Annotated in this window: 23 protein-coding genes and 1 pseudogene; 19 read left to right on the top strand and 5 right to left on the bottom strand. The window is 64.2% G+C overall.

Annotated features, from left to right (window positions below; all coding sequences use genetic code 11):
• Nucleotides 1-18: 18 nt before the first annotated feature.
• A complete protein-coding gene (locus tag ACOZ90_RS13765; RefSeq protein WP_422894219.1) occupies nucleotides 19-339 on the bottom strand; it encodes a DUF1820 family protein in 321 nt (106 codons plus the stop codon).
• 25 nt (nucleotides 340-364) lie between these two features.
• The gene (locus ACOZ90_RS13760) at nucleotides 365-1,054 is read right to left on the bottom strand and encodes a rhomboid family intramembrane serine protease (RefSeq protein ID WP_422894218.1); all 690 of its coding nucleotides are present in this window, start codon (nucleotides 1,052-1,054) and stop codon (nucleotides 365-367) included.
• Nucleotides 1,055-1,261: 207 nt separating this feature from the next.
• Here ACOZ90_RS13760 and ACOZ90_RS13755 point away from each other — a divergent pair, with 207 nt between their 5' ends.
• Nucleotides 1,262-2,644 (top strand): OmpP1/FadL family transporter, encoded by a 1,383-nt coding sequence (locus ACOZ90_RS13755; RefSeq protein WP_422894217.1) that lies wholly within the window; start codon nucleotides 1,262-1,264, stop codon nucleotides 2,642-2,644.
• Between the two features lie 55 nt (nucleotides 2,645-2,699).
• Here ACOZ90_RS13755 and ACOZ90_RS13750 read toward each other — a convergent pair whose 3' ends face one another.
• Together ACOZ90_RS13750 and putA are read right to left on the bottom strand one after the other, a co-directional pair.
• The gene (locus tag ACOZ90_RS13750) at nucleotides 2,700-3,617 is read right to left on the bottom strand and encodes an AEC family transporter (RefSeq protein WP_422894216.1); all 918 of its coding nucleotides are present in this window, start codon (nucleotides 3,615-3,617) and stop codon (nucleotides 2,700-2,702) included.
• An 11-nt stretch (nucleotides 3,618-3,628) separates the two neighbouring features.
• Nucleotides 3,629-6,820, bottom strand: coding sequence for a bifunctional proline dehydrogenase/L-glutamate gamma-semialdehyde dehydrogenase PutA (putA, locus tag ACOZ90_RS13745; protein WP_422894215.1), 3,192 nt, complete (start codon nucleotides 6,818-6,820; stop codon nucleotides 3,629-3,631).
• Nucleotides 6,821-7,082: 262 nt separating this feature from the next.
• Between putA and coxB the strand changes: the two genes are divergently transcribed.
• From coxB to ACOZ90_RS13725, 4 genes and pseudogenes are all read left to right on the top strand, one after another.
• Nucleotides 7,083-7,991 (top strand): cytochrome c oxidase subunit II, encoded by a 909-nt coding sequence (gene coxB, locus ACOZ90_RS13740; RefSeq protein WP_422894214.1) that lies wholly within the window; start codon nucleotides 7,083-7,085, stop codon nucleotides 7,989-7,991.
• 36 nt (nucleotides 7,992-8,027) lie between these two features.
• Nucleotides 8,028-9,647, top strand: a pseudogene (ctaD, locus tag ACOZ90_RS13735) (cytochrome c oxidase subunit I); the annotation flags it as partial.
• A gap of 195 nt (nucleotides 9,648-9,842) precedes the next feature.
• Nucleotides 9,843-10,424, top strand: a complete 582-nt coding sequence (locus ACOZ90_RS13730; protein WP_422894213.1) for a cytochrome c oxidase assembly protein — start codon at nucleotides 9,843-9,845, stop codon at nucleotides 10,422-10,424.
• 38 nt (nucleotides 10,425-10,462) lie between these two features.
• Nucleotides 10,463-11,353, top strand: a complete 891-nt coding sequence (locus tag ACOZ90_RS13725) for a cytochrome c oxidase subunit 3 (protein WP_422894212.1) — start codon at nucleotides 10,463-10,465, stop codon at nucleotides 11,351-11,353.
• Between the two features lie 141 nt (nucleotides 11,354-11,494).
• Here ACOZ90_RS13725 and ACOZ90_RS13720 read toward each other — a convergent pair whose 3' ends face one another.
• Complete coding sequence (locus tag ACOZ90_RS13720; RefSeq protein ID WP_422894211.1) at nucleotides 11,495-11,713, bottom strand: twin transmembrane helix small protein; 219 nt, start codon at nucleotides 11,711-11,713, stop codon at nucleotides 11,495-11,497.
• Nucleotides 11,714-11,776: 63 nt separating this feature from the next.
• Here ACOZ90_RS13720 and ACOZ90_RS13715 point away from each other — a divergent pair, with 63 nt between their 5' ends.
• The 14 genes from ACOZ90_RS13715 to ACOZ90_RS13655 all read left to right on the top strand — a co-directional run bounded on the left by ACOZ90_RS13715 (nucleotide 11,777) and on the right by ACOZ90_RS13655 (nucleotide 23,953).
• Entirely contained in the window at nucleotides 11,777-12,517 is a 741-nt protein-coding gene (locus tag ACOZ90_RS13715) for an SURF1 family protein (RefSeq protein ID WP_422894210.1), read from the top strand.
• Nucleotides 12,514-13,083, top strand: a complete 570-nt coding sequence (locus ACOZ90_RS13710) for a hypothetical protein (RefSeq protein WP_422894209.1) — start codon at nucleotides 12,514-12,516, stop codon at nucleotides 13,081-13,083. Before ACOZ90_RS13715 ends, ACOZ90_RS13710 begins: the two co-directional genes overlap by 4 nt.
• Entirely contained in the window at nucleotides 13,083-14,285 is a 1,203-nt protein-coding gene (locus ACOZ90_RS13705) for a COX15/CtaA family protein (RefSeq protein ID WP_422894208.1), read from the top strand. Before ACOZ90_RS13710 ends, ACOZ90_RS13705 begins: the two co-directional genes overlap by 1 nt.
• Complete coding sequence (gene cyoE / locus ACOZ90_RS13700) at nucleotides 14,285-15,193, top strand: heme o synthase (protein ID WP_422894207.1); 909 nt, start codon at nucleotides 14,285-14,287, stop codon at nucleotides 15,191-15,193. The genes ACOZ90_RS13705 and cyoE overlap by 1 nt, the downstream gene beginning before the upstream one ends.
• Nucleotides 15,194-15,510: 317 nt before the next feature.
• Nucleotides 15,511-16,008, top strand: a complete 498-nt coding sequence (locus tag ACOZ90_RS13695; RefSeq protein WP_422894206.1) for an NMCC_0638 family (lipo)protein — start codon at nucleotides 15,511-15,513, stop codon at nucleotides 16,006-16,008.
• 128 nt (nucleotides 16,009-16,136) lie between these two features.
• Complete coding sequence (locus tag ACOZ90_RS13690; protein WP_422894205.1) at nucleotides 16,137-16,445, top strand: hypothetical protein; 309 nt, start codon at nucleotides 16,137-16,139, stop codon at nucleotides 16,443-16,445.
• A gap of 116 nt (nucleotides 16,446-16,561) precedes the next feature.
• Nucleotides 16,562-16,792, top strand: coding sequence for a hypothetical protein (locus ACOZ90_RS13685; RefSeq protein WP_422894204.1), 231 nt, complete (start codon nucleotides 16,562-16,564; stop codon nucleotides 16,790-16,792).
• Nucleotides 16,793-17,912: 1,120 nt separating this feature from the next.
• Nucleotides 17,913-18,458: a hypothetical protein gene (locus ACOZ90_RS13680; RefSeq protein WP_422894203.1), complete on the top strand. Its 546-nt coding sequence runs from the start codon at nucleotides 17,913-17,915 to the stop codon at nucleotides 18,456-18,458.
• Nucleotides 18,459-19,870: 1,412 nt separating this feature from the next.
• A complete protein-coding gene (locus ACOZ90_RS13675) occupies nucleotides 19,871-20,359 on the top strand; it encodes a hypothetical protein (RefSeq protein WP_422894202.1) in 489 nt (162 codons plus the stop codon).
• Nucleotides 20,360-20,487: 128 nt separating this feature from the next.
• Nucleotides 20,488-20,922 carry a YbbD-related protein gene (locus tag ACOZ90_RS13995; protein WP_479724359.1) on the top strand — a complete coding sequence of 145 codons (435 nt, stop codon included), beginning with the start codon at nucleotides 20,488-20,490 and terminating at the stop codon, nucleotides 20,920-20,922.
• A gap of 859 nt (nucleotides 20,923-21,781) precedes the next feature.
• Nucleotides 21,782-22,108, top strand: a complete 327-nt coding sequence (gene yecR / locus ACOZ90_RS13670; RefSeq protein ID WP_422894201.1) for a YecR family lipoprotein — start codon at nucleotides 21,782-21,784, stop codon at nucleotides 22,106-22,108.
• Between the two features lie 250 nt (nucleotides 22,109-22,358).
• On the top strand, nucleotides 22,359-22,763 hold the full coding sequence (locus ACOZ90_RS13665; RefSeq protein ID WP_422894200.1) for a hypothetical protein: 405 nt from the start codon (nucleotides 22,359-22,361) through the stop codon (nucleotides 22,761-22,763).
• 100 nt (nucleotides 22,764-22,863) lie between these two features.
• Complete coding sequence (locus tag ACOZ90_RS13660; RefSeq protein ID WP_422894199.1) at nucleotides 22,864-23,373, top strand: hypothetical protein; 510 nt, start codon at nucleotides 22,864-22,866, stop codon at nucleotides 23,371-23,373.
• A 133-nt stretch (nucleotides 23,374-23,506) separates the two neighbouring features.
• The gene (locus ACOZ90_RS13655; RefSeq protein ID WP_422894198.1) at nucleotides 23,507-23,953 is read left to right on the top strand and encodes a hypothetical protein; all 447 of its coding nucleotides are present in this window, start codon (nucleotides 23,507-23,509) and stop codon (nucleotides 23,951-23,953) included.
• The last annotated feature ends 251 nt before the right edge of the window (nucleotides 23,954-24,204 follow it).

Genomic DNA, 24,204 nt, shown 5'->3' with positions numbered 1-24,204 from the left:
CCCCTTTGCATGATCCGCTCAGCGTGGCTTGGCGGGCATGGGGAACGGCGTGACCACCTTCTCCCCGCTGCCGGCGTCGCGGATCGCCGACTGGCCCTTCTTTTCCACTTCCTCGATCCGCAGCACGCTCTGCATCGGCAGGTGCAGCACTTTGGTGTTGCCGAACTCGTCGCGCAGGCGCTCCTCGGTCGGATCCACCACCACGCCATCGTGCACGTCGAACACCAGCTCGCCAACCTCGGTGAAGCCCCACAGGCTGCCGCTGCCGACGCTGCGCGCGTACAGCTCGTAGACCTTGCCCAGGCTGAGGAAGGTCACCTTGTAAAGCGTCTTCGACATGGCCCGCATTATAGGCGCGTGCGCCTCAGTACCCCTGCAGCCTGCGCAGCCGCCGGGCGATGGCCCGCCGCGAGGCGATCGCGAACACCGCCCCGAACACGAACCCGCCCGCATGCGCCGCCCACGCCACCGCGCCGAACGCCGGGCCGACGTAGGCGAACACCACCTGCAGCAGCGCCCACAGCCCGATCAGCAGCGAGGCCGGCGCGCGCACGAACTCCAGGAACAGCCCCAGCGGCAGCACCACCCCCAGCCGCGCGCGCGGAAACAGCGCCAGGTAGGCGCCGATGATCGCCGACACCGCGCCGCTGGCGCCGATGATCAGCCGATCCGGGGTGCCGATCGCCAGCGCGGCGATGAAGTTGGCGAACGCCCCGCCGACCAGGAACAGGGCCAGGAACCGCCACGGCCCCATCACCCGCTCGGCCGGCAGGCCGAAGATCAGCAGGAACACCAGGTTGCCCAGCAGGTGCGCCCAGTCCGCGTGCAGGAACAGCGCGCTCAGCAGCCGCAGCCAGTTCTCGCCCTGCGACCAGTGCAGCAGGCTGCCCGGCGCCAGGCCGCCGCTGAGGGTGCCCCAGTCCAGCAGCAGGTCGTGGCGCACGCTGTCCGGGTACACGCTGGCCCACAGGTAGGCCAGCCACAGCAGCATGAACAGGGCCGGCGTGGCCCAGCGCAGGGTGGGGCGCGCGTGGGTCGGGATGGAGACGAACATGCAGCACTACGCGGCGGCGCGGAAGCCGCCAAGATACCTGTTCAGCAGCCGCGCTGGTGGATCCGTGTCGCACATCCCATGACCACACGCCGCAGTACGGTATAGTGCGCGGCGCCGCAAGCGCCGGGGAGGGGCCGATGCGGGCCAGTGGTTTGGGGAACGGCCTGCACGTGCGGCGCGACATAACGAGAAACCACTGGAGAGAGCATGAATACCCAACCCCACAAGATCCTGGCATCCGCGCTGGCCCTGGCCATCGCCGGCATCGCCGCCTCCGGCGCCGCCCACGGTTCGGCCTTCGAACTGCGCGAAAACAGCGTCAAGGCCCAGGGCCGCGCGATGGCCGGCTCCGCGTCCGCCATCGGCGACGCCTCGGTGGTCGCCAACAATCCGGCGATGATGTCCACCTTCGACGCGAAGACGTTCCAGTTCGACGTCACCGCCATCGACCTGAGCTTCGAATTCGAAGGCGGCGGCAGCGCTGCGGCCGGCAGCCCGCTGGAGCAGCCGCTGAGCGGCGGTGACGGCGGCAACGCCGGCGGCCTGACCCCGGTGCCGGCGATGTCCTTCATCATGCCGCTGTCGGGCGACTTCGAATACCTGACCCTGGGCGCCATGGTCAGCGTGCCGTTCGGCCTGGCCACCGAGTACGACCGCGACTGGGTCGGCCGCTACCACGGCGTCGAGTCCGACGTGCAGGTGATCGACCTGACCCTGGCCGCCTCGGTGGATCTGCACGAGCGGGTCTCGGCCGGCTTCGGCCTGATCGTCCAGCACTCGGACGTGACCCTGTCCAATGCGATCGACTTCGGCAGCGCGCTGTGCGCCAACCCGGCCACCCAGCAGCTGTGCTTCATGCCCGACCCGGTCACCGGCCCGTACGGCCCGCAGAAGAACGACGGCTTCGCCGAGGTCAGCGGCACCGACACCAGCCTGGGCTGGACGGTGGGCCTGAACCTGCGCCCGGTCGACGCCCTGTCGCTGGGCTACGCCTACCGCTCGGAGGTCAAGCACGAGGTCAGCGGCGACGCCGACTTCACCGTGTCCTCCAACGTCGCGCCGATCCTGGCCGCCACCGGCCAGTTCGTCGATACCGACGGCGGTGCCCGCCTGGTGCTGCCGGCCACCCACACCTTCAGCGCGACCTGGCAGGCCACCGACCGCCTGGCGCTGATGGGCGAGGCCCGGCTCACCAAGTGGCGCTCGATGGAAGAGGTGCGCATCCAGTTCGGCAACCCGGCCCAGCCGGACACGGTGGAGGCCTACAACTGGGAGGACAGCTGGTTCTTCAGCGTTGGCGCCGAGTACGCGCTCAACGACCGCCTCACCCTGCGCGGCGGCGTCGGCCATGATGAAACGCCGATCGCCTTCGAGTACCGCACCCCGCGCATGCCCGACGAAGACCGCACCTGGTTCGCCATCGGCGCCACCTGGCAGGCGACCGAGAACTGGGACATCACCGGCGCCTACACCCGGATCCACATCGGCGACGACCCGGAGATGGATCTGGTCGGCGGCGGTGCGCGCCTGACCGGCTCGTTCGAGGGCGGTGCCAACCTGTTCGGCGTCTCGGCCCAGTACCGGTTCTGATCGCCGTCCCCCGCTGTACCCGTACAGGCCCCGCTCCGGCGGGGCCTGTGCTTTTTCAGCCCCACAGCCGCTGCAGCAGCCACGCCCACGCGGGCAGGGTGGCCAGCGACAGCACGATCCCGTAGGCCACCATCGCCGCCGCCAGCCGCGGCGCCAGGCCGTGCGAGATCGCCAGCGCGGCGGCGGTGATCATCGGCGCCACGCCTGATTCGAGCACGTTCACCTGCAGCATCGTCGGCGGCATCCCGAACAGCAGCGACAGCCCCAGCGCCAGCACCGGCAGCACCAGCAGCTTGAGCGCCAGCCCCGCCGCCAGCGGCTTGAGCTCCCCCGGCGGCATCCGCAGGCGGATCGTCAGCCCGACGGCCAGCATCACCAGCGGCAGCAGCGCGTCGGCCAGCCGCTGCAGCCCGCTGGCGATCCACGCCGGCGGGTGCTCGGGCATCAGGGTCAGGCCGAACGCCAGCGCCCACAGCGGCGGGAACCGGGCCATCCGCAGCGCCACCTGGCCCGGGGTCGGCGGCGCGTCGCCACCGTAGCGGGCCAGCACGTACAGGCCGAAGCTCGACAGCAGCAGGAAGGTGCCGAACTGGTCGTACACCACCGCGTACGGCAGCGCCGCCTCGCCCAGCAGCGCCCGCACCATCGGAAAGCCCACGTAGCTGGTGTTGCCCAGGCACACGCCCAGCAGCAGCACCGCGATCTCGTCGCGGCCCAGGCGCAGCCAGCGCGCCAGCGCCAGCACCGCCGCGCTGCCGGCCGCGGCCAGCAGCCACGGCGTGGCCACCAGCCCCAGCACCGAGGCATCAAAGCGCAGCCGCGGCACGTACAGCAGCACCGTGGCGGGCAGGCACACGTACAGCACCACCAGGTTCAGCGTTTCCGCGGCGCCCTCGGGCATCACCCGCAGCCGCGCGAAGACCATGCCCAACACGAGCATGGCCAGGATCAGGGCAAAGGCGTCGAAGGCCATTGCGTTGCCCGTCAGTCCTCCATGGTCAGCAGGCTGGCGTTGCCCCCGGCGGCGGTGGTGTCGATGGTCACCGTCTTCTCGGTGGCGAAGCGCGGCAGGTAGTGCGGGCCGCCGGCCTTGGGGCCGGTGCCGGACAGGCCGCGGCCGCCGAACGGCTGCACGCCCACCACCGCGCCGATCTGGTTGCGGTTGACGTACACGTTGCCCACCCGGGCGCGGGCCACGATGTGATCCACGGTCTCGTCGATGCGCGAGTGGATGCCCAGGGTCAGGCCGTAGCCGGTCGCGGTGATGGCGTCGATGACCCTGTCGAGTTCGTTCGACTTCCAGCGGATCACGTGCAGGGCGGGGCCGAACTTCTCGTGTTCAAGCTGGTCGAGCGACTTCAGCTCCCACGCCTGCGGCAGGAAGTAGCTGCCGTGCTCCAGGCCGTCGCTGCCGCTGGCGCGGGCGATCGGCCTGGCCTCCCTGTCCATGCGCGCGGCGTGCTCGTCGAGCATCTTCAGCGCATCGGCGTCGATCACCGGGCCCACGTCGGTGGACAGCAGCGCCGGGTCGCCGACCTGCAGCTCGGCCATGGCGCCGGCCAGCATGGTGATCACCTTGTCGGCGATGTCGTCCTGCACGAACAGGATGCGCGCGGCCGAGCAGCGCTGGCCGGCCGAGGTGAAGGCCGAGGCGATCACGTCGCGCACCAGCTGCTCGGGCAGCGCCGAGGAGTCGGCGATCAGCGCGTTCTGCCCGCCCGTCTCGGCCACCAGGATGCCGATCGCGGCGTCGCGCGCGGCCAGCGCGCGGTTGATGGCGCGCGCGGTGAAGGTGGAGCCGGTGAAGGCCACCCCGTCCACCCGCGCATCGGCGGTCAGCGCCGCGCCCACGGTGGCGCCGTCGCCGGGCACGAACTGCACCACGTCGGCCGGCACGCCGGCCTCGTGCAGCACCTTGACCGCCTCATAGCCCACCAGCGTGGTCTGCTCGGCCGGCTTGGCGATCACCGCGTTGCCCGCCGCCAGCGCGGCCGCGACCTGGCCGATGAAGATCGCCAGCGGGAAGTTCCACGGGCTGATGCACACGAACACCCCGCGCCCGCCCAGGTGCAGCGAGTTGGACTCGCCGGTCGGGCCGGGCAGCGCGGCCGGGGAGAACAGGGTGCGGGCCTGGGCGGCGTAGTAGCGCAGGAAGTCGACCGCCTCGCGCACCTCGGCCACGCCGTCGGGGATGGTCTTGCCGGCCTCGCGGGTGCACATGGCGATGAACTTGCCGATCTGCGCCTCCAGCTGGTCGGCGGCGTGCTCCAGGATCGCCGCGCGCGAGGCCGCCGGGGTCGCGTCCCAGCCCGGCTGCGCGGCCACCGCGTTGGCCAGCGCCTGCTGCACGGTGGCCTCGTCGGCGGGAACCCAGCTGCCAACCTCCACCCGGCGGTCGGCCGGGCTGGTCACCGTGATCGCCTCGCCGGACGGGCTGGCGCCCGGCACCAGCGGCCTGGCGCTCCAGCCGGTCGGGGTGGCGGCCACCTGTTGGGCAAGCTCGCGCAGCTGCTCGTCGTTGTTGAGGTTGATGCCCATGGAATTGCTCCTGTTGACGCCCTGGCTGCGGTACAGGTCGACCGGCAGCGGAATCTGGGGGTGGGGGATGGCCGGATAGCCCTCGACGATCTCGATCGGGTCGCGCACCAGCTCCTCGATCGGCACTTCCTCATCGCTGATCCGGTTGACGAAGCTGGAGTTGGCGCCGTTCTCGAGCAGCCGCCGCACCAGGTAGGGCAGCAGGTCTTCGTGCTGGCCCACCGGCGCGTACACCCGGCACGGCACGTCCAGGCGGTCGGCCGGCATCACCTCGGCGTACAGGTCGTCGCCCATGCCGTGCAGCTTCTGGAACTCGAACGCGTGCCCGTCCGAGCGCGGCGCGTCGGCCGGCAGCCACAGCTTGGCCATCCGGTGCACCGCCACGATGGTGTGCGCGTTGTGGGTGGCGAACATCGGGTAGACCGCGTCGGTGGCCTCCAGCAGCCGGCGCGCGCAGGCCAGGTAGCTGACGTCGGTGTTGGGCTTGCGGGTGAACACCGGGTAGCCCTGGTGGCCGTCCACCTGCGAGCGCTTGACCTCGGTGTCCCAGTACGCGCCCTTGACCAGCCGCACCGGGATCCGGCGGCCGCGCGTGCGGGCCAGCGCCACCGTCCAGTCGATCACCATCGGCGCGCGCTTCTGGTAGGCCTGCACCACCAGGCCGAAGCCTTCCCAGCCGTCCAGCGACGGATCCGTCCAGGCCCGGGCGAACACGTCCAGCGACAGCTCCAGGCGGTCGGCCTCCTCCGCGTCCACGGTCAGGCCGATCCCGCGCGCCCTGGCCAGCTGCGCCAGCTCCAGCAGCCGCGGCGCCAGCTCGTCCATCATCCGCTCGCGCTTGGCGTACTCGTAGCGCGGGTGCAGGGCCGAGAGCTTGACCGAGATCGACGGCGCGCTGATCGCGTCCCTGAACGGGCCGCCGGCGCCGATCGCGTCGATCGCCCTGCGGTAGGCCTCCAGGTAGCGGGCCGCGTCGGGCGCGGTCATCGCCGCCTCGCCGAGCATGTCGAATGAATAGCGGAACTTCGCGTTGCTGCCCTTGCGGCTGCGCGCCAGCGCGTCGCCGATCGTGCGCCCCATCACGAACTGGTGGCCCATGATCCGCATCGCCTGGCGCACCGCCAGCCGGATCACCGGCTCGCCCACGCGCCCGATCACCCGCTTGAACGCGCCGTGCACGTCGCGCTTGGTGGCATCGGCCAGATCCACCAGCTCGCCGGTCAGCATCAGGCCCCAGGTGGAGGCGTTGACCAGTAGCGACTCGGACTTGCCCATGTGGCGCTTCCAGTCGGCCTCGCCCAGCTTGTCGCGGATCAGGCGGTCGGTGGTGTCCTGGTCGGGGATGCGCAGCAGCGCCTCGGCCACGCACATCAGCAGCACGCCCTCCTCGCTGGCCAGGTCGTACTGCTGCATGAATGCGTCGATCGCGCCCTGATCCAGGGCCCGCGCGCGCACCCGGCGCACCAGGTCGGTGGCGTCGCCCTGCACGGCCTGGCGGTCGGCGTCGGGCAGGCGCGCCTGCTCCAGCAGTTCGCGCACATGCGCGGTTTCGTCGCGGCTCCAGGCTGCGGTGATCCCGGAGCGGGAGGGCGCCGGGGACTGGGGAGACGCGGGAGACAGGCTCGCGGACACGGGCATGCACTGGTAGTGAGGGGGCCCGATTCTAGGCGCTCCGGGGGTCTTCGTGGTGTGTCTTTCGGCCCCTGCGACGCACGCCCGCGAAAAGCCGGATGTCGCGCCGTGCTTGCCCGCCGGCAACCCCCCCCGCTAACATCGGGGCGCTTTGCGACCGCCCAAGACGTATCCGGACATCCGCCGGCATGCCGCCGGGAACCGGGCGCGGGGCGTTTCCGACAGCCAAACACGCCAGGCGAAGACCAGGCAATCGGGGTTCGAACAGATGCAAGCCGCTCGTATCAAGCAATGGGGCACCGGCCTCGCACTGTGGGCGCTTTCCGCCTGCGCCTTCGCCCAGTCAGCCGATCCTAAGCGCTGGCAGCTGAACATGGGGCCGGGCGTCACCCCGACCTCGCAGAACGCCTACGACGCGCACATGTTCGTGCTGTGGGTGTGCGTGGTCATCGGCGTGCTCGTGTTCGGCGCCATGGGCTACGCGATGTTCAAGTTCCGCAAGTCCAAGGGCGCGGTGGCCTCCCAGTTCAGCCACAACACCACCGCCGAGATCATCTGGACGGTGATCCCGGTGATCATCCTGGTGGTGATGGCGTTCCCGGCCACCACCAAGCTGATCGCGATGTACGACATGCGCGACTCGGAGATGACCGTCAAGGTCACCGGCTTCCAGTGGATGTGGGAGTACGAGTACATCGGCGAAGACGTGAGCTTCATGAGCCGCCTGGATCGCGAGAGCGACCGCCTGCGCCAGAACAGCGCCACCACCCGCGCCGAGCTGGACGCCCACGGCGCCTACCTGCTCGACGTCGACCGCGAGCTGGTGCTGCCCACCGACACCAAGATCCGCTTCGTGATCACCGCCGACGACGTCATCCACTCCTGGTGGGTGCCGGCGCTGGGCTTCAAGCAGGACGCGATCCCCGGGATCATCAACGAGGCCTGGACCGAGATCCGCGAGCCGGGCGTGTACCGCGGCCAGTGCGCGGAGCTGTGCGGCAAGGATCACGGCTTCATGCCGATCGTGGTGCGGGCCGTGCCGCGCGCCGAGTTCGACCAGTGGCTGGCGGCCGAGCGGGGCGGTGAAGCGCCGCTGCCGGTTGCCGCACCGGCGGCCGAAGAGCCGGCCGATGAAGCCACCGCCCAGATCGACGCCGCGGCCCCGTCCGCGGGCTGATCGACGACCACCACGCACGTATTCCAGGCAGACGCCATGTCCAGCACACCGACCACCGCCGATCTCCACCACGCCGACGACCACGGCCACAAGCAGGGCTTCGTGGACCGCTGGCTGTTCTCCACCAACCACAAGGACATCGGCACGCTGTACCTGCTGTTCTCCTTCGCGATGGTGACCATCGGCGCGCTGTTGAGCGTGGTGATCCGCCTGGAGCTGGCGGTGCCGGGCCTGCAGCACGTCAGCCCGGACTTCTTCAACCAGATGACCACCATGCACGCGCTGGTGATGATCTTCGGCGCGGTGATGCCGGCCTTCGTGGGCCTGGCCAACTGGATGGTCCCGCTGCAGATCGGCGCGCCGGACATGGCCCTGCCGCGCATGAACAACTGGTCGTTCTGGATCCTGCCGTTCGCGTTCCTGATGCTGCTGTCCACGCTGTTCATGCCCGGCGGCGCGCCGTCCACCGGCTGGACCCTGTACCCGCCGCTGAGCCTGCAGGGCAGCAACTCGATCGCCTTCACCATCCTGGCCATCCACATGATGGGCATCAGCTCGATCATGGGCGCGATCAACGTCATCGCCACCATCCTCAACATGCGCGCCCCGGGCGTGGACCTGCTGAAGATGCCGATCTTCTGCTGGACCTGGCTGATCACCGCCTTCCTGCTGATCGCGGTGATGCCGGTGCTGGCCGGCGCGGTCACCATGCTGCTGACCGACAAGTTCTTCATGACCTCGTTCTTCAACGCGGCCGGCGGCGGCGACCCGGTGATGTACCAGCACATCTTCTGGTTCTTCGGCCACCCCGAGGTCTACATCATGATCCTGCCCGCTTTCGGCGTGGTCAGCGAGATCATCCCGACCTTCAGCCGCAAGCCGCTGTTCGGCTACCAGGCGATGGTGTACGCCACCGCGGCCATCGCCTTCCTGAGCTTCATCGTCTGGGCCCACCACATGTTCACCGTGGGCATGCCGCTGGGCGGCGAGATCTACTTCATGTTCGCGACCATGCTCATCGCCATCCCCACCGGGGTGAAGGTGTTCAACTGGGTCTCGACCATGTGGGGCGGCTCGATGACCTTCGAGGCGCCGATGCTGTGGTCGATCGCCTTCGTGATCCTGTTCTCCATCGGCGGCTTCTCGGGCCTGATGCTGGCGATCGTGCCGGCCACGTTCCAGTACCACGACACCTACTTCGTGGTCGCCCACTTCCACTACGTGCTGGTGACCGGCGCGATCTTCGGCATCATCGCCGCGATCTACTACTGGTGGCCGAAGTGGAGCGGCCGGATGTACAACGAGACCTGGGCGAAGGTGCACTTCTGGTGGACGATCGTGTTCTCCAACCTGCTGTTCTTCCCGCAGCACTTCCTGGGCCTGGCCGGCATGCCGCGCCGGATCCCGGACTACAACGTGGTGTTCGCGGACTGGAACCTGATCAGCTCGATCGGCGCGTTCGGCATGTTCGTCACCCCGTTCATGATGTTCGGCATCCTGCTGCACTCCAGGCTGTACGGCGCCAAGGCGCCGGCGCGGCCGTGGGAGGGGGCGCTGGGCCTGGAGTGGACGGTGCCTTCGCCGGCCCCGCACCACACCTTCAGCACCCCGCCGGTGATCCGCCCGGGCGACCTGGCCCACGGCGATTTCGAGCACCTGGACTACGACCACTCCAGCTCGCAGCCCGACGCCGCAGCCGAGACCAATGTCCGCCAGTCGTGAAAAACCCGCGCCCATGGATGAGCAGCAGGTGGCTGCCTCGCGCAGGCGCGCGCGGCGCACCGCCATTATCGTGGCTGCCATCGCCGTGGGCGTGTACGTCACCTTCATCCTCTCGGGGGTGCTGAAGGCATGAGCCGCACGCGCAAGGGCGACATCTTCAAACTGCTGGGCATCTCGGCGGTGGCGTTCGCCTTCACCTTCTCGCTGGTGCCGATCTACCGGATCGCCTGCGAGAAGGTGTTTGGCATCCGCATGGAGAACAGCGCCGTCGCCGAGCCGGTGCAGGCCGGCGCCATGGACATGGAGCGGGTGGTGACGGTGGAGTTCGACGGCACGGTGAACTCGAAGCTGCCGTGGTCGTTCCGCCCCAACCAGGTGCGCATGCAGGTGCAGGTGGGCAAGGTCTACGAGACCACCTACTACGCCGAGAACCAGAGCGGTGGGGCGATCGTGGGCACCGCCACCCCATCGGTGGCGCCTGCGCGCGCATCGGCGTTCTTCCAGAAAACCGAATGCTTCTGCTTCACCGCCCAGACCCTGGAGCCGGGTGAGAAGCGCGACATGCCGGTGCGCTTCATCATCGACCCGTCGCTGCCCGAGGGGGTCGAGACCGTGACCCTGTCGTATACCTTCTTCAAGAACGACTACGCGACCGAGCGCCTTTCGCAACAGTCGCCCCCGGTCGCCGCGCAGCCCCTGGCCGCGCGCTGACCCGCCACCAACGCCACCAGAACCGGAAGCCGAGAGCCATGGCCGAAGCACACGCCCAGCAAACGCACGACAGCAATGTCTATTTCGTGCCGACCCACAGCAAGTGGCCGCTGTTCGCCTCCGTGGCGTTATTCATCGCCATGTTCGGCCTGGCCAGCTGGTTCAACGACGTCAGCTGGGGGCCGACGGTGTTCGGCATCGGCGTGGCCGGCCTGGCCCTGGTGCTGTTCAAGTGGTTCGCCGACGTGATCATCGAGTCGGTGTCGGGCTACTACAACAAGCAGGTCGACACCTCGTTCCGGATGGGGATGATCTGGTTCATCTTCTCCGAGGTCATGCTGTTCGCGGCGTTTTTCGGCGCGCTGTTCTACACCCGCATGCTGTCGGTGCCGTGGCTGGGCGGCGAAGGCGTGAAGGGCGTGGCCACCAATACCTTCCTGTGGGACGGCTTCAGCTCGGCCTGGCCGAGCGCCGGCCCGGCGGACGTGGGCGGCGGCTTCCTGCTGGTCTCCGCCTGGGGCCTGCCGCTGGTCAACACCCTGATCCTGCTGACCTCGGGCGTCACCCTCACCATCGCCCACCACGCGCTGAAGGCCAACAACCGCCGCCAGCTGCTGATCTGGCTGGGCATCACGGTGCTGCTGGGCGCGGTCTTCCTGGTGTCGCAGGCGATGGAGTACATCCACGCCTACCGCGACCTCAACCTGACCATGGGCTCGGGTATCTACGGCTCCACGTTCTACATGCTCACCGGCATCCACGGCTTGCACGTGACCCTGGGCGCGGTGATCCTGGCGGTCATCTGGTTCCGGGTGCTCAAGGGCCACTTCACCGCCGACAACCACTTCGCCTTCGAAGCCGCCGCGTGGTACTGGCACTTCGTGGACGTGGTGTGGCTGGCGCTGTTCCTGTTCGTCTACGTGGTCTAGCGAAGGGCCGCTGCACCGGCGGGTTCGCGGCTGCCTCCATGGCGTTGCCGTGCCGGCTCCGGGTGATCGGGCCCGGTCATCCCCGACCGGGCGTTCGCGAATGCAGCAGATGCCGTCAGGGCATCTGCTGGACGCATTCGCTCATCCACCCACCCCGTGCGGCGTGATCCAGCCCATCCAGATCGACAGCAGCACGATCAGGATCAGCGCCACCGAGAAGATGATGCGTCGGGTCAGCGCGTTGACGGTGCGCTTGGTCTGGCCCTTGTCGACCATCATGTAATACAGGCCGGCGCCGAGGTTCCACAGGATGACCAGCAGGAAAGCGACGATCAGCAGGGTTTTGACGGTGTCATTCATCGACGGCTCCGGAACCGCACGACGCGGCGGTCGCCCATTATCGCAGCCGCGGAGCCGATGGGTGTGAGCCGGCGCGCAACACTCGTCTTTGGCTGGACGCTGGCCTGCGCGGTGATCGTGCTGTTCGCCTCGCTGGGCAGCTGGCAGTACGGCCGCAAGGATCAGAAGCAGGCCATGCTGGACGAAGCGGCCCGGGTGCTGGTCGATCGCGACGCGCAGCCGCTGGCCGCAGCCGCCAGCGCCGATGCTGTGAACGGCTACGCCTGGGCGGCGGGCGACGGCCGCTGGGCCGACGCGCCGGCGGTGCTGCTGGACAACCAGCAGCGCGGCGGCCGCCCCGGCGTCCGCGCGTACCGCCTATTCAACCCGGCCCAGGGCCAGCCGCTGCTGGTGGAGCTGGGCTGGCTGCCGGTACCACCCGACCGCACCATCCCCGCCATCACCGATGCGCCCCCGCCGCCGCCGCTGGAAGGCCTGCTGCTGGCGCCGCCCTCGGCGGGCCTGGCCGCGGCCGCCGTGCAGCCGCAGGCCGACGGCAGCCTGCTGGTGATGGCGATGGACATGGACGCGATGGCCGCCGCGCTCGGCCGCGAAGCCATCGCCCCGCGCGTGCTACGGCTGGATCCCGACCTGCCCGGCGGCTACGCACGCGACCTGGAGATCCTGCCCAACACCCTGCCGCCGGAAAAACACCTCGGCTACGCCGTGCAGTGGTACGGCCTGGCGCTGGCGGTGCTGGCCACCGCCCTGATCCTCACTTTCCGCCGCCCGCGCGGCCGCAACCCGAAGCCCCCGCAGTCATGAATACCCAAGTCCCCGACGCCGTGCGCAACCGCAACCGCGGCATGCTGATCCTGATCGTGGTGCTGTTCCTGGGCACCGCCCTGGTGGCCGGCGCCCTGCGCTTCTCCGGCTGGAGGCCGGAAGGCACCCGCAACCACGGCGAGCTGCTGCAGCCGCCGGTCGACCTGCGCCAGGCCACCCTGCAATTGCAGGACGGCGGCGACTACCCGTGGCAGCCCGATGAGCGCATCTGGCGCATCGTGGTGCCGGCGCCGGCCAACTGCGGCGCGCCGTGCGTGGAGCTGTCGGCCGGCCTGGACACGGTGTGGCGCCTGTTCGGCCGCAGGGCCGACAGCGTGCACACGCTGTGGGTGGGCGAGATGCCCGCGGACATGGTGCGCAACCGCTCCATCCGCGCCATCGTCCCCGACCCCGCCTTCCAGGCCGCGCTGCCGCGCGCCAGCGACCCGGCCGGCGTGCCGGTGTACGTGATCGATCCCAACGGCTTCGTCATTCTGCGCTACGCTCCCGGGTTCGATCCCGGAGACCTGCGCAGCGACATGTCACGCCTGCTCAAACTCGACTGATGGCCGGCGCGTTGCACAAGGCGGGCGCCGTGCCCCCGCGGGCCGCCATCCACAGGCACTTCCACCGCATCGCCTGGGCCGCGGTGATCCTGACGCTGTGCGTGGTGGTCTTCGGCGCCTTCGTGCGCCTGTCCGACGCCGGCCTGAGCTGCCCGGACTGGCCCACCTGCTACGGCCGCGCCGCGTGGCCGCAGGCGCCGGCCGAAGTGGCCGACCACGCCGCCAGCCAGATCCGTCCGCTGGAGACCCACAAGGCCTGGCGCGAGCAGGTGCACCGCCACATCGCCGCCGGCCTGGGCGTGCTGGTGCTGCTGATGGCGCTGATGGCCGTGCGCAAGCGCAAGCACGGCGCGCTGCAGGTCATCGGCGCATCGGCGCTGGTGGCCGCGGCCATCCCCGCCTACATGTACGGGCACATCGGCCTGGCCTTCGGCCTGGCCGGGGCCGGGGAGGCCATCCTGCTGCTGGCGGCCTTGCGCTGGTCCAACATCGACCTGGCCCGCGCCGCCGCGCTGACCCTGGCGGTGATCATCTTCCAGGCCCTGCTGGGCAAATGGACGGTCACCCTGCTGCTCAAGCCGGTGATCGTCATGGCCCACCTGATGGGCGGGCTGCTGACCTTCTCGCTGATCACCTGGATGGCATGGCGCGCCACCAACATTCCCATACGCCTGGCCAACGCCGAGGTCGTGCGGCGCTGGCTGTACGCGGCGCTGGCGGTGCTGGGCCTGCAGATCGCGCTGGGCGGCTGGGTGAGCGCCAACTACGCTGCGCTCTCGTGCGGGGGCGGCGGCTGGGCGGTGGACAGCCATCATTACCTGGACTTCCCCAAGTGCGCGGGCCAGTGGTGGCCGCAGGCGGATTTCCGCGAAGGCTTCGTGCTCTGGCGCGGGATCGGCGTGGATTACGAGGGCGGCATCCTCGACGGCCAGGCGCGCATCGCCATCCAGTTGGCGCACCGCATCGGCGCGGTGGCCGCGTTCGCAGTGCTGGTGGCGCTGGCCGTGCGGCTGCTGCGCATGCCGGGCATGCGCGGCTGGGGGTCCGCCCTGGCCGCGCTCACCGTCACCCAGGTGGCGCTGGGCATCCTCAACGTGAAGCTGGCGCTGCCGCTGTGGCTGGCGGTGATGCACAACGCCGGCGCCGCCCTGCTGCTGTTCGTGCTGGTGTCGCTGCTGGCGCGGGTACGGGAGCCGGATTGATGGCGACCCTGGCGGGCCAGTACTGGGAGCTGACCAAGCCGCGGGTGGTGGCGCTGATCGTGTTCACCGCGCTGGTGGGCATGTTCCTGGCCGTGCCCGGGCTGCCGCCGCTGGAGCTGGTGGTGTTCGGCATGCTCGGCATCTGGCTGTCGGCCGCTTCGGCCGCGGCCATCAACCACCTCATCGACCAGCGCATCGACAAGGTGATGGTGCGCACCGCACAGCGCCCGCTGGCCACCGGCACCCTGCGCCCGGTGCAGGTGCTCACCTTCGCCATCGCCCTGGGCGTGGCCTCCATGCTGGTGCTGGTGCTGCTGGTGAACACCCTGACCGCGGTGCTCACCTTCGCCTCGCTGATCGGCTACGCCATCGTCTACACCGGCTACCTCAAGCGGGCCACGCCGCAGAACATCGTGATCGGCGGCATCGCCGGTGCCGCGCCTCCCGCGCTGGGCTGGGCCGCCATCACCGGCGAGCTGCACCCCTACGCCCTGCTGCTGGTGCTGATCATCTTCGTCTGGACCCCGCCGCACTTCTGGGCCCTGGCCATCTTCCGCCGCGAGGACTACGCCCGCGCCCTGATCCCCATGCTCCCCGTCACCTACGGCGTCACCTACACCCGCTGGCAGATCCTGTTCTACACCGTGCTGCTGGTGGTGGTGACCGTGCTGCCCTGGGCCACCGGCATGAGCGGCCTGTTCTACCTGGGCGGCGCCCTGGTGCTGGGCGCGGTGTTCCTCTGGTACGCGTGGAAACTGCTGGACCCGCCGGACGACTTCTTCGCCATGCGGACCTTCAACTACTCGGTGGTCTACCTGATGGCGCTGTTCGCGTTCCTGCTGGTGGACCACTGGCTGCAGCCGTGGCTGGCGCCGATGGCGCTGATGGAGTTCGAGCGGATCGGGTGACGTGGTCCCGATTGGCCGGGTTCGCGGATCACCTCTGACGTAGAGACCAATCCCGGCACGCCGGGCACGGCTATGCCGGTTCGCCGCCGTGGGCGCTCGGTTGTATGCGGGCCCCGGTGTTGCTACTTTCCACGTGGGGCGCTGCGAAACGCACGGGGATTACACACCAGATTGGTGTGTAACAAGGAGTGGGGAGGGTTTATGCGACGGATTGGTGCTTTTTCCGGGGATTATCCGCCGGGGTTACGCCCCATTTTGTCGTCGAATAGGCGTTAGGCCTACAAGGGAAACTAGGGCACAAGATCATCAGCTCGGCCTTGCTTTCAATTGCTCTCCCCTTTTCTGCTGAGGCCGCTCAGCCGGATAGCTTTACCGACCTCTTTGCCCGTACGTGTATGCAGCACTTCTACTCGCAGGACCAGCTACGCGGGAACTTGGCTGCACATCAAGAACTGGCCGGGCAGGAAGCATCATTCTTCCTCGGCGGCCTTGAGGGCACCGCGTGGCTGGTAGAGCACAACAACTCAAGGTTTGTGGTGTCACTTCGGCAGGACGGCATGTGCGCTGTTTTCGCACAGACAGCATCGGCAACAGAGGTCCAACGCAACTTCGTAGCCACGGTGGGAGACGCGCCGGAGCCATTGGTTGCGGTCCAGCGTCAGAATAGCGGACCTGCGTCTGTTTCAACTCGTACCGTTTCCTATGCCTGGACCCGAGAGCAGGATTCATCGGAGCTGCTTTTCACCCTTACGACCTCTGAGGATCCCGCTTCACCTGTTCAAGCCATGGCGTCCCTCGGCGTCGTAGCAAAGTAGGCCTAACAATGCGTTCAAGCCGAAGCCGCTTCGTTCCACCAAACACATGGCAAATAAAGCTTGCCATGTGTTTGGCTCCACTACGCGTCTCGGCTTAACTTAGGTGTTAGGCATCACGGGAGAGATTCGTGGCAACTGTTCACTTCGTCAAAGATGGCAAGCGACCCAATGGTGAGCGCATCACCAAGAGTGCAGACGTCTCGGCGAGTTCTGCTGCCGCAACGCTCGGACGCTTCAGTAGTCGCTACACGGAGACGCCGCCCACCATCAACCCTGAGATACAAGGTTCGGACTGGGCGGAGTACAAGCACGTCGTCTTGGAGATTGAGCAAGGTGAGAGTGCGCCGCCCTTCTCCAAGCAGGGCTACTACCACATCGTCGGCCTTACTCCGGCGGAGTGTAAGCGTCTATTGGACGTTTCGGCTCCTTCGGTGTGACGCCTAACAATTCGTTCAAGCCGAACCCGCTTCGCTACACCAACAACATGGCAGGTAAAGCTTGCCATGTTGTCGGCTCCGCTACGCGGGTCGGCTTAACTCAGGTGTTAGGCCCCATGTCCAGCAAACTCGGAATCGGTTGGAAGCTCGGACTACTTGCCATACTGCTGCTCATGGTCGGGCTCGGTGAGTGGCGACAGTACCTCAAGTACCTAGATGGGCGTGGCATCTACTCACTTATTCTGGGGCCGAGTGCATCGGTTGCAGCCGAGATTGTGGTGTTTATTGTTCTGCCTCTATCGTTTGTCATTGGTGCCTTTTGGTACGCGCTGCGTGATTTCAAGTAATACTGCTATCGTTCTCAACGGCCCCAGTGACGGACAGCAGCCTTGGCGTAACGGGGCTGGGGCCTAACAATTCGTTCAAGCCGAACCTGCTTCGCTCCACCAACAACATGGCAGAAAGAGCTTGCCATGCTGTTGGCTCCGCTACGCAGGTCGGCTTAACTCAGGCGTTAGGCGGCTAATGAATTCCTCAAGCAACCCACTGCTAATCAAGACACGTCAGACATGGAAGCTCCGCACCATGTACTTGGCTCTCGGAGTTTCCGGGATCCTGATGATCTTTGCTCAATGGCGAATCGATGCCCTGTCCGCTGACCAGTTCGCGCTTGTCATGCTCTCCGCCATCGTCATTGGCCTAGGCGGGCTAATTTTCGCTTGCTCTGCCATCAGTTGCCCCAAGTGTGGCGCACGCTGGCTATGGCGAGCGGTGCGCACGCAGCCCAGCGGCAACTGGCTTCACTGGCTGCATTCCCAAGATGCATGTCCCGCTTGCGGAGCTTATGGTCGTGGCGCCGCCTAACATTGCGTTCAAGCCGAAATTGCATCGCTACGCCAACAACATGGCAGGAAAAGCTTGCCATGTTCTTGGCTACGCGCTGCAATTCGGCTTAACTTGAGCGTTAGGTGACAAGTGCGACCCATCCTATTCCACCCTACCGCAACACCTGACTTCATTAGGCGAATTCGCCAAGAATTTTCCGCACTTCAATGGTACGGTTGCCCCGATATTGACCCGGGAATTGAGCTAGCTCATTTCTCAACAAAAGGCTTGACCTGCCCGATCTCTAAGAAGCAAGTGACTCATTGGAAAGGTTGTGCCAATTTCAACTGGAGCAACAAGATCACAAACCATGCCTCCACCTTGGGGATTTTGAATGGGCTTGGACATGGCATCGTATTCAAGGAAATTGCGCTACTTAGATTTCAGCCATGCGCCAAGGTGGATCTTGGAACCTACAGATCCGGTGTCGACTTTGAGGAGTTTTCTGTTAGGAATGACATTCCAATCAGTAACCTTGTCGTGCTTAGTCTTAGCTTAGACAGCTCCGGCTACTACCATGTCACCTAACAATTCATTCAAGCCGATGCCGCTTCGCGGCACGGCTTAATTCAGGTGTTAGGCATGCGCAGAAGCATTCTTGCAATCGTTGCAATTACAGCGGCCATGACCTGTGGTCACGCTGTGGCATGCTCGTACTCGGAGCCACCGACATTTCGCGAGTCGTTAGCCGGTGCATCCAGCGTCTTTATATTTCGGTTGGACAATGCTCAGTACAGAAAGGAGTCGCATGGTGGTCGCGCATACAGCGCTTGGGTTGAAGGTGACATTGCTTTAGTCCAGAACCTTTACGGAAATCCTACCGAGTACAAGACGATAAAATTTTCCACGTACTGGTGCGGTGGCGTGAACTTGGTTGTTGGGCACCACTACCTAATTGCAACAGATGCCGCAGGAGATACGATTCAGCTCGTAGATGCAGATGGATCAATTTTTGACGTTGAAGGTTTCTACAACCCAACGCAGAAGAAGAGGAACTTGCGATCACATTTGATCCTTCCTGTCATCCAGGCTATTTACGGGGTCAAGCCGCTGCCAGAAGGCTTTCCAGACTCCTTTATCGCCGGGCGAACCGTTCTTCAGCCCCCTCCACCGCCCCCAGGGTCGTGAGGCGCATGCCTAACAATTCGTTCAAGCCGACGCCGCTTCGTTACGCGAGCCACATGGAAGGTGGAGCTTGCCATGTGTTCGCTCCACTTCGCGGCGCGGCTTAACTCAGGCGTTAGATTGCGATGAAAGTTCTTGCGCTACTTGCTGCAATAGCAATATCAATCGCAACCTTGGTGGCTTGCAGTGCTCCGAGGTATCACGAAGAGCCGGGGGTGCTGATTTCCAGCTTGGGCGGGGACAATTGCGCACTGACCATAGATCGCGCTGACGGCGCCACTGCCGGGCAAGTGAGCGGGGTCAAGTGCGTATCAATGCCTGACCGCTCGCTCCAGGTGACGGTCAGCGGTTGTCCGCCGCTTGTGCTTCAATCTATTACCGCTAACGGCCCCGTCGACGGTTATGTATGCACCTCATGTGGTCAGCCGGGAGCGGAGACACCACAATGCCCTTTAAGCCTTTCTACCTTGCCGAACTCTTGGTCATTTCAATGACTGCGGGCTCGCAATCTAACAATTCATTCAAGCCGACGCCGCTACGCGGCGCGGCTTAATTCAGGTGTTAGGCATTGCTATGAAGGTCATCGGCTACTCAATCGCAGCAATTGGATTGGCCATGATGATCTGCGCTTGGCAAGTCGAGCGAGTACTTCTCCAGCCTGAGAGGCGCTTCCCCGACCCTGAAGCAGGCCAAACACACCGCGTTGAGGTCAAAGGAGTGTCTGTCTATGCGACGCAACCAGAGTCCTGGGCGCAGACGGCAAGCTTTCCGGTCGGCTGCATACTGCTCTTGTGCGGCGGGGCGATTGCGCAGCGGCGCAAAGGAAACTTTCCGGGCAGCAATGCCTAACAATTCATTCAAGCCGATGCCGCTTCGCGGCACGGCTTAACTCAAGCGTTAGGGCGCTATGGACACATTCTTGGTTCTCGTAATGGCGCTTTTAGGCAGCGCGCCGCCTGCACCGCCACCGCCTACCAGCCCCATCTGCACTGCCGCGACCGGAGATGTGGCCAAAACGGTCACCTGGCTTCGAGGCGATTACGGGGTGCTTGGCACACGCAGCGGTCAGCCGTATACCGGCCAGCTCACCCTGTCGGGCACCGAGAACTCGGACTCGTTAGACGTGACAGGCACGGTTGATGGTTCGCCCCGCCAAGGCACTGCGCGGCACGTTCGTTGCGGGCCAGATCGGGTCAGACAGTTGGAGATCGCCCTGGTATCGGGTCAAGTGCTTTACTGCGTGCCGCACAATGACTATGACAATTTCAACAGGGTGTCCTGCTCGCGCAGCCTCAGTGATCCCAACGGAGATCATGAGCTGTGGATTCAGCGGCACGCGCCCTAACAATTCATTCAAGCCGAAGCCGCTTCGCGGCTCGGCTTAATTCAGGCGTTAGGCGCCACAGGAGAGATCAATGGAGCGTGCGGTAGAGCTGGGCGGATTCTTTGCGGCACACGGCATTTGGTGCGTGTCAGACGGGGAGCCACTGATTCCAATGGTCGCTATCGAATCATCAGATGATCGCAAACTTCTACGATTTGACGCAGAGCAGCTTGAGGACGGTGTCGCACAAGCACACGACCACCTAGACAAGAACCCGGATGGTTCAGATCGAGCTGCACTCGTCTATGACGGGTACATAACATTGCCGACGGGCCGCACGGACGCCCTGTTTGTTGTAATGCGGTCTTATAGTAGTCCTGCAGCCACGCTTACCATGGCAGTTCCGTATCGCAATGCGGAGTCATCGGCCGGATTCGCTGTTCACAGGCCAAAATTTATTGACTGGCAAGGAGACAACGAACCGGACTTTGAGGCTTTTGGCACCGCCTTTTTCAGAGGTGTGGATTCCCATGAGGAAGCATCAGCAGTGTGGAGCGACCACAATGATGACTCCATTTAGCTTGGTGGCACCTAACAATGCGTTCAAGCCGACACCGCTTCGTTCCACAAACCACATGGCAGGTACAGCTTGCCACGTGGTTTGCTCCACTGCGCGGCGCGGCTTAACTTAGGTGTTAGGGCGCACAAATGGACTACCGCAGTTTTTGCAGACTAGTTGCAGCCACCGCCGTCGCTGCGCTTGCTACCGGCTGCCTTCCTGGTGAGACGCCCGAGTACTCATTCGCCACATGGGCAGATGCCGTAGCGTCCGGACAAGTAGGTTATGGCAAGTGGGTTCCTGCAGACCTCCCAGAGTCGGCCACGGACATACGCTTCAGGTACGCGATCGACGCGTCCCACACGCTGGTGGCGTTTCAACTTCCGGACGACTCCATGCGGTACGCCCCGGCTCGCTGCGCAGCTGCGCCAGCAACAGCGATCACGTTCACTACCAGGCCGTCCCGTTGGTGGCCTGAGTACCTCCGAGGGACGCCTGACCCACGAACGGGTACCTTCTATACCTGTGGGGATCGTGAGTACTTCGCCCAGGTGGGAAGTCGCGGATACTTTTGGAGGCAGTAGCGTGCGCCCTAACAATGCGTTCAAGCCGAAGCCGCTTCGTTCCACCAAGCACATGGCAGGTACAGCTTGCCATGTGCTTGGCTCCACTACGCAGCTCGGCTTAACTTAGGTGTTAGGCAGCATGGGAAAGTCGGTCGCAATTTCGTGGTCGCTATTTGGCCTAGCCGCGTTTCTGGGTGCGCTTGGCGCTTGGTGGCTTCTGTCTGCGGTTACGACCGCGCATCTACGGTTCGGACATTGCGGTCCGAGCACCTTGGATCACGTGGAGGCCTATTGCCAAGTCGCCACGAGGCTCCTGTACTCTTCATGGGCATTGCTTGCAGGAGCTGCTTTGCTTGTAGGTTGCGGCATCTTTGTCAGGCGTAGGCACAGGCCTGCTGCCTAATAGGTGTTAGGTGCCATGAAAATTCACCGCAAGATGATGCCGGTAGCACTTGTCTGTTTAGCCGTGGGCATCCCAGGGTGTTCTACCGGCATCCCTTCCGACACAATAAAGCAGACCAACGTGTTCGGCTCCGGGGAGGATGCGGCACGAGAGAACTCCATCAACCGCCCGCCCCCAGCCCCTCTTGCCACCTTGGACAGGGGTTCTACGGTCACTGTTCTGAGCGATATTTATGGCAAAGATTACTGGGCATGTTACGTTCGCATGCCCAGCGGACAGAAAGGTTGGGTGCTTTGTAATTCGCTTGATTACAAGCAACGTGCTGGCACCTAACAATGCGTTCAAGCCGACACCGCTTCGCTCCACAAACCATATGGCAGGTACAGCTTGCCATATGGTTTGCTCCACTACGCGGTGCGGCTTAACTTAGGTGTTAGGTTTCGTAATCGTGACTTCATCATAAGAGGGAAGGAAATGAGGCTCGTACTGTTATCCGTTGTGTGCGGTGCACTATTGCTCTCTGGCTGCGCTACTCAGAAGGAGTTGCTCGTGACAAGTGCGAGCCGCGCCGATGGCGTGGTCACACTTTCATATGAGAGCAACGAGTTTGAGAGGGCTTCGTACGAGGCGCAAAAGGCTCAGGAAATGGCGGAGCAACGTTGCAAAGTCTGGGGCTACTCTGGCGCTGACTCTTTTGGCTCTGCCAAGACCACGTGCACCTCCCGCAGGGGGTTCGGCAATTGCGGCGCTAGGCGGGTTGACATCCAGTATCAGTGCACTGGCAGTCCCAGCGGCCAATAGCCTGAAACCTAACAAGTCATTCAAGCCGATGCCGCTTCGCGGCACGGCTTAATTCTGGTGTTAGGCGGCAATAGACATTAGCGAGGTTTGAGTATGGGGCGCTGGAAAGATGCAGCCATGGATCGGCAAGAATTGGAGTCGGCCATCGAACTCGCGAGGGCAGAGGGCGTCCACGACGCGGTTCCTGCTTCACTAGCTGAAAGCCTTGAAATAAACAAAAAACTGAGAGATCAGCTATCCCAACTTGCTGATGCCTTTAGCGATTCTCGGTCGTCTAAAACTATCTATAAGGAACGAGCCGTGGGATTCTTGTTTGGGATCGGGGCATCATTGGCAGCAGCATTTCTGTGGTGGCTTCTTATCAAGTATGTCCCGCAGCTTGGCATCAACTAGATCTCATGTGATAGAGGATGGGGCGGTGATGAATATAAAGAAATTCATAAATAAGTACTACGTCTTGCTTAGTTGCTTGCTTGCGGGTGCTGGCACGTACTTTATAGTCGAGGGCATAGAGAACGAAACATACACCCCTCTCCGCGGTCGCAGTGAAGTTGTAGTTTCTTATTGGCAGTTTGATAGCTCATTGATAGCCATTGGCGTCGCATTTATCGTTGCGGCCCTGGGTGTTTTTATTTCAGCAGTTAAAGAAAAATAGAACTGCAAGCATTCAGCATGTTGCCGCCTAACAATTCATTCAAGCCGACGCCGCTTCGCGGCGCGGCTTAATTCATGCGTTAGGCGCCGCGGGAGGTTCCATGCGATTTGCGTTCTGGAGAAAGCCAGACCCATCCAAGCTGGACACCCTTAGTTGGAACCTGATGGTTGCGGCGATTGATCCAGAGCAATGCTGGAGAATCGCGGGCCTGCTCCGTGATACGGACATGCCTGGCAGTGTTCGCACATGCGAGGTTTCATTTCTAATGGGCAGCATCGTGCGAGAAATCATCCGCTCAGCCGTCCCTGAGAAAGATCAATATTCCTGCATCACGTCCGCAGAGTCTGCTTACTACAAGACCTTCGACGACCAGTCTACCGAGCCATTACCCCCGGAGATGGCGAACGTCTACGGCTCGCTGACACTCGGACACGTCTCGCGTACTGCACTCGCAAGCTATGGCGAGGATCAGGACTTGCTGTTATTGACCACTGCTAAGCTAGTTCAGAGACTCAAAGGTGATCCACGCATGAAATACGAGATCATGCCGCTATTTGAGGAGCGCGCCTCATTTCTTCGGGGCCTTTTTTCAAAGGCGATTACGTCGTAACGTTTTCGGCACGGCTTAACTTGGGTGGTAGGCGCTCTAGATATCAGGGGAAGAGCAAATGTCGGTTATTACTAGAGCCCAAGTTGGCGATCTTCTGTCGATGTGGTTGGTAAGAGCATGCTCGGCTGAGAAGTTGAAGCATGTCGTAAGAGAAACTGGATTCAATGACTCCCCATTGTTTGGCGCTAGGAAAGCGAAATCAAGAGTTATGGCAGAGTTTGTGGCTGCAAATAACGCCGTTGTGATCTCTGCGGCCCGTCATGCCTTTGCGCCATTGGATGCGATCAAGGTTATAGAGCACTATCAAAGATCCGCTCAGGCCTCGGTGTTCAATCACATTGCTGAGCAGAAACCCGACTTTGAGGCAATCCTTAGCAAGAGGCAGCAGAGTTACTCAGATGTTCTTCGAAATGCAGATGTATTACCTCCCGTGTTCATGGCATCAGAGTTTCTTAGTAATCTTGGGCTCGACCCACACGAACCGAATGGCCTTTCATACATGTGTGACCTGTTCCTTTCCAATTATCAGAAGACCATCGGAGTGCTTCATAGACTTCACCTTATGCCTGGTGGCGCCTAACAATGCGTTCAAGCCGACACCGCATCGGGGCGCAAACCACATGGCAGGAAGAGCTTGCCATGTGCTTCACGCCCCGCTGCGGCGCGGCTTAACTTAGGTGGTTAGGCCGCTAGGGGGGTCTATCGGTAATCCCCCCACAGGTTAGCTGACGCCAGAAGTGGAATTTTCTCGTACCCTTTCCCGAGGAGGTTCCATGAAGAAGTCCCGTTTCACCGACAGCCAGATCATCGCCGTGCTCAAGCAGGCCCAGG

The sequence above is a fragment of the Luteimonas dalianensis genome (genome assembly GCF_049339425.1).
Classification (GTDB): domain Bacteria; phylum Pseudomonadota; class Gammaproteobacteria; order Xanthomonadales; family Xanthomonadaceae; genus Luteimonas; species Luteimonas dalianensis.
The sequence above is the reverse complement of the archived record's forward strand: the minus strand, read 5'-3'. Positions and strand labels throughout refer to the sequence as shown.

Coding starts and splice junctions, on each gene's coding strand:
- ACOZ90_RS13685 (WP_422894204.1), top strand. CDS start 16,562: ATGTCCAGCAAACTCGGAATCGGTTGGAAGCTCGGACTACTTGCCATA.
- ACOZ90_RS13665 (WP_422894200.1), top strand. CDS start 22,359: ATGCCTTTAGCGATTCTCGGTCGTCTAAAACTATCTATAAGGAACGAG.
- ACOZ90_RS13730 (WP_422894213.1), top strand. CDS start 9,843: ATGAGCCGCACGCGCAAGGGCGACATCTTCAAACTGCTGGGCATCTCG.
- yecR (WP_422894201.1), top strand. CDS start 21,782: ATGAGGCTCGTACTGTTATCCGTTGTGTGCGGTGCACTATTGCTCTCT.
- ACOZ90_RS13720 (WP_422894211.1), bottom strand. CDS start 11,713: ATGAATGACACCGTCAAAACCCTGCTGATCGTCGCTTTCCTGCTGGTC.
- ACOZ90_RS13760 (WP_422894218.1), bottom strand. CDS start 1,054: ATGTTCGTCTCCATCCCGACCCACGCGCGCCCCACCCTGCGCTGGGCC.
- ACOZ90_RS13750 (WP_422894216.1), bottom strand. CDS start 3,617: ATGGCCTTCGACGCCTTTGCCCTGATCCTGGCCATGCTCGTGTTGGGC.
- ACOZ90_RS13675 (WP_422894202.1), top strand. CDS start 19,871: ATGGAGCGTGCGGTAGAGCTGGGCGGATTCTTTGCGGCACACGGCATT.
- ACOZ90_RS13710 (WP_422894209.1), top strand. CDS start 12,514: ATGAATACCCAAGTCCCCGACGCCGTGCGCAACCGCAACCGCGGCATG.
- ACOZ90_RS13995 (WP_479724359.1), top strand. CDS start 20,488: ATGGACTACCGCAGTTTTTGCAGACTAGTTGCAGCCACCGCCGTCGCT.
- ACOZ90_RS13725 (WP_422894212.1), top strand. CDS start 10,463: ATGGCCGAAGCACACGCCCAGCAAACGCACGACAGCAATGTCTATTTC.
- cyoE (WP_422894207.1), top strand. CDS start 14,285: ATGGCGACCCTGGCGGGCCAGTACTGGGAGCTGACCAAGCCGCGGGTG.
- putA (WP_422894215.1), bottom strand. CDS start 6,820: ATGCCCGTGTCCGCGAGCCTGTCTCCCGCGTCTCCCCAGTCCCCGGCG.
- ACOZ90_RS13660 (WP_422894199.1), top strand. CDS start 22,864: ATGCGATTTGCGTTCTGGAGAAAGCCAGACCCATCCAAGCTGGACACC.
- ACOZ90_RS13705 (WP_422894208.1), top strand. CDS start 13,083: ATGGCCGGCGCGTTGCACAAGGCGGGCGCCGTGCCCCCGCGGGCCGCC.
- ACOZ90_RS13765 (WP_422894219.1), bottom strand. CDS start 339: ATGTCGAAGACGCTTTACAAGGTGACCTTCCTCAGCCTGGGCAAGGTC.
- ACOZ90_RS13680 (WP_422894203.1), top strand. CDS start 17,913: ATGCGCAGAAGCATTCTTGCAATCGTTGCAATTACAGCGGCCATGACC.
- coxB (WP_422894214.1), top strand. CDS start 7,083: ATGCAAGCCGCTCGTATCAAGCAATGGGGCACCGGCCTCGCACTGTGG.
- ACOZ90_RS13755 (WP_422894217.1), top strand. CDS start 1,262: ATGAATACCCAACCCCACAAGATCCTGGCATCCGCGCTGGCCCTGGCC.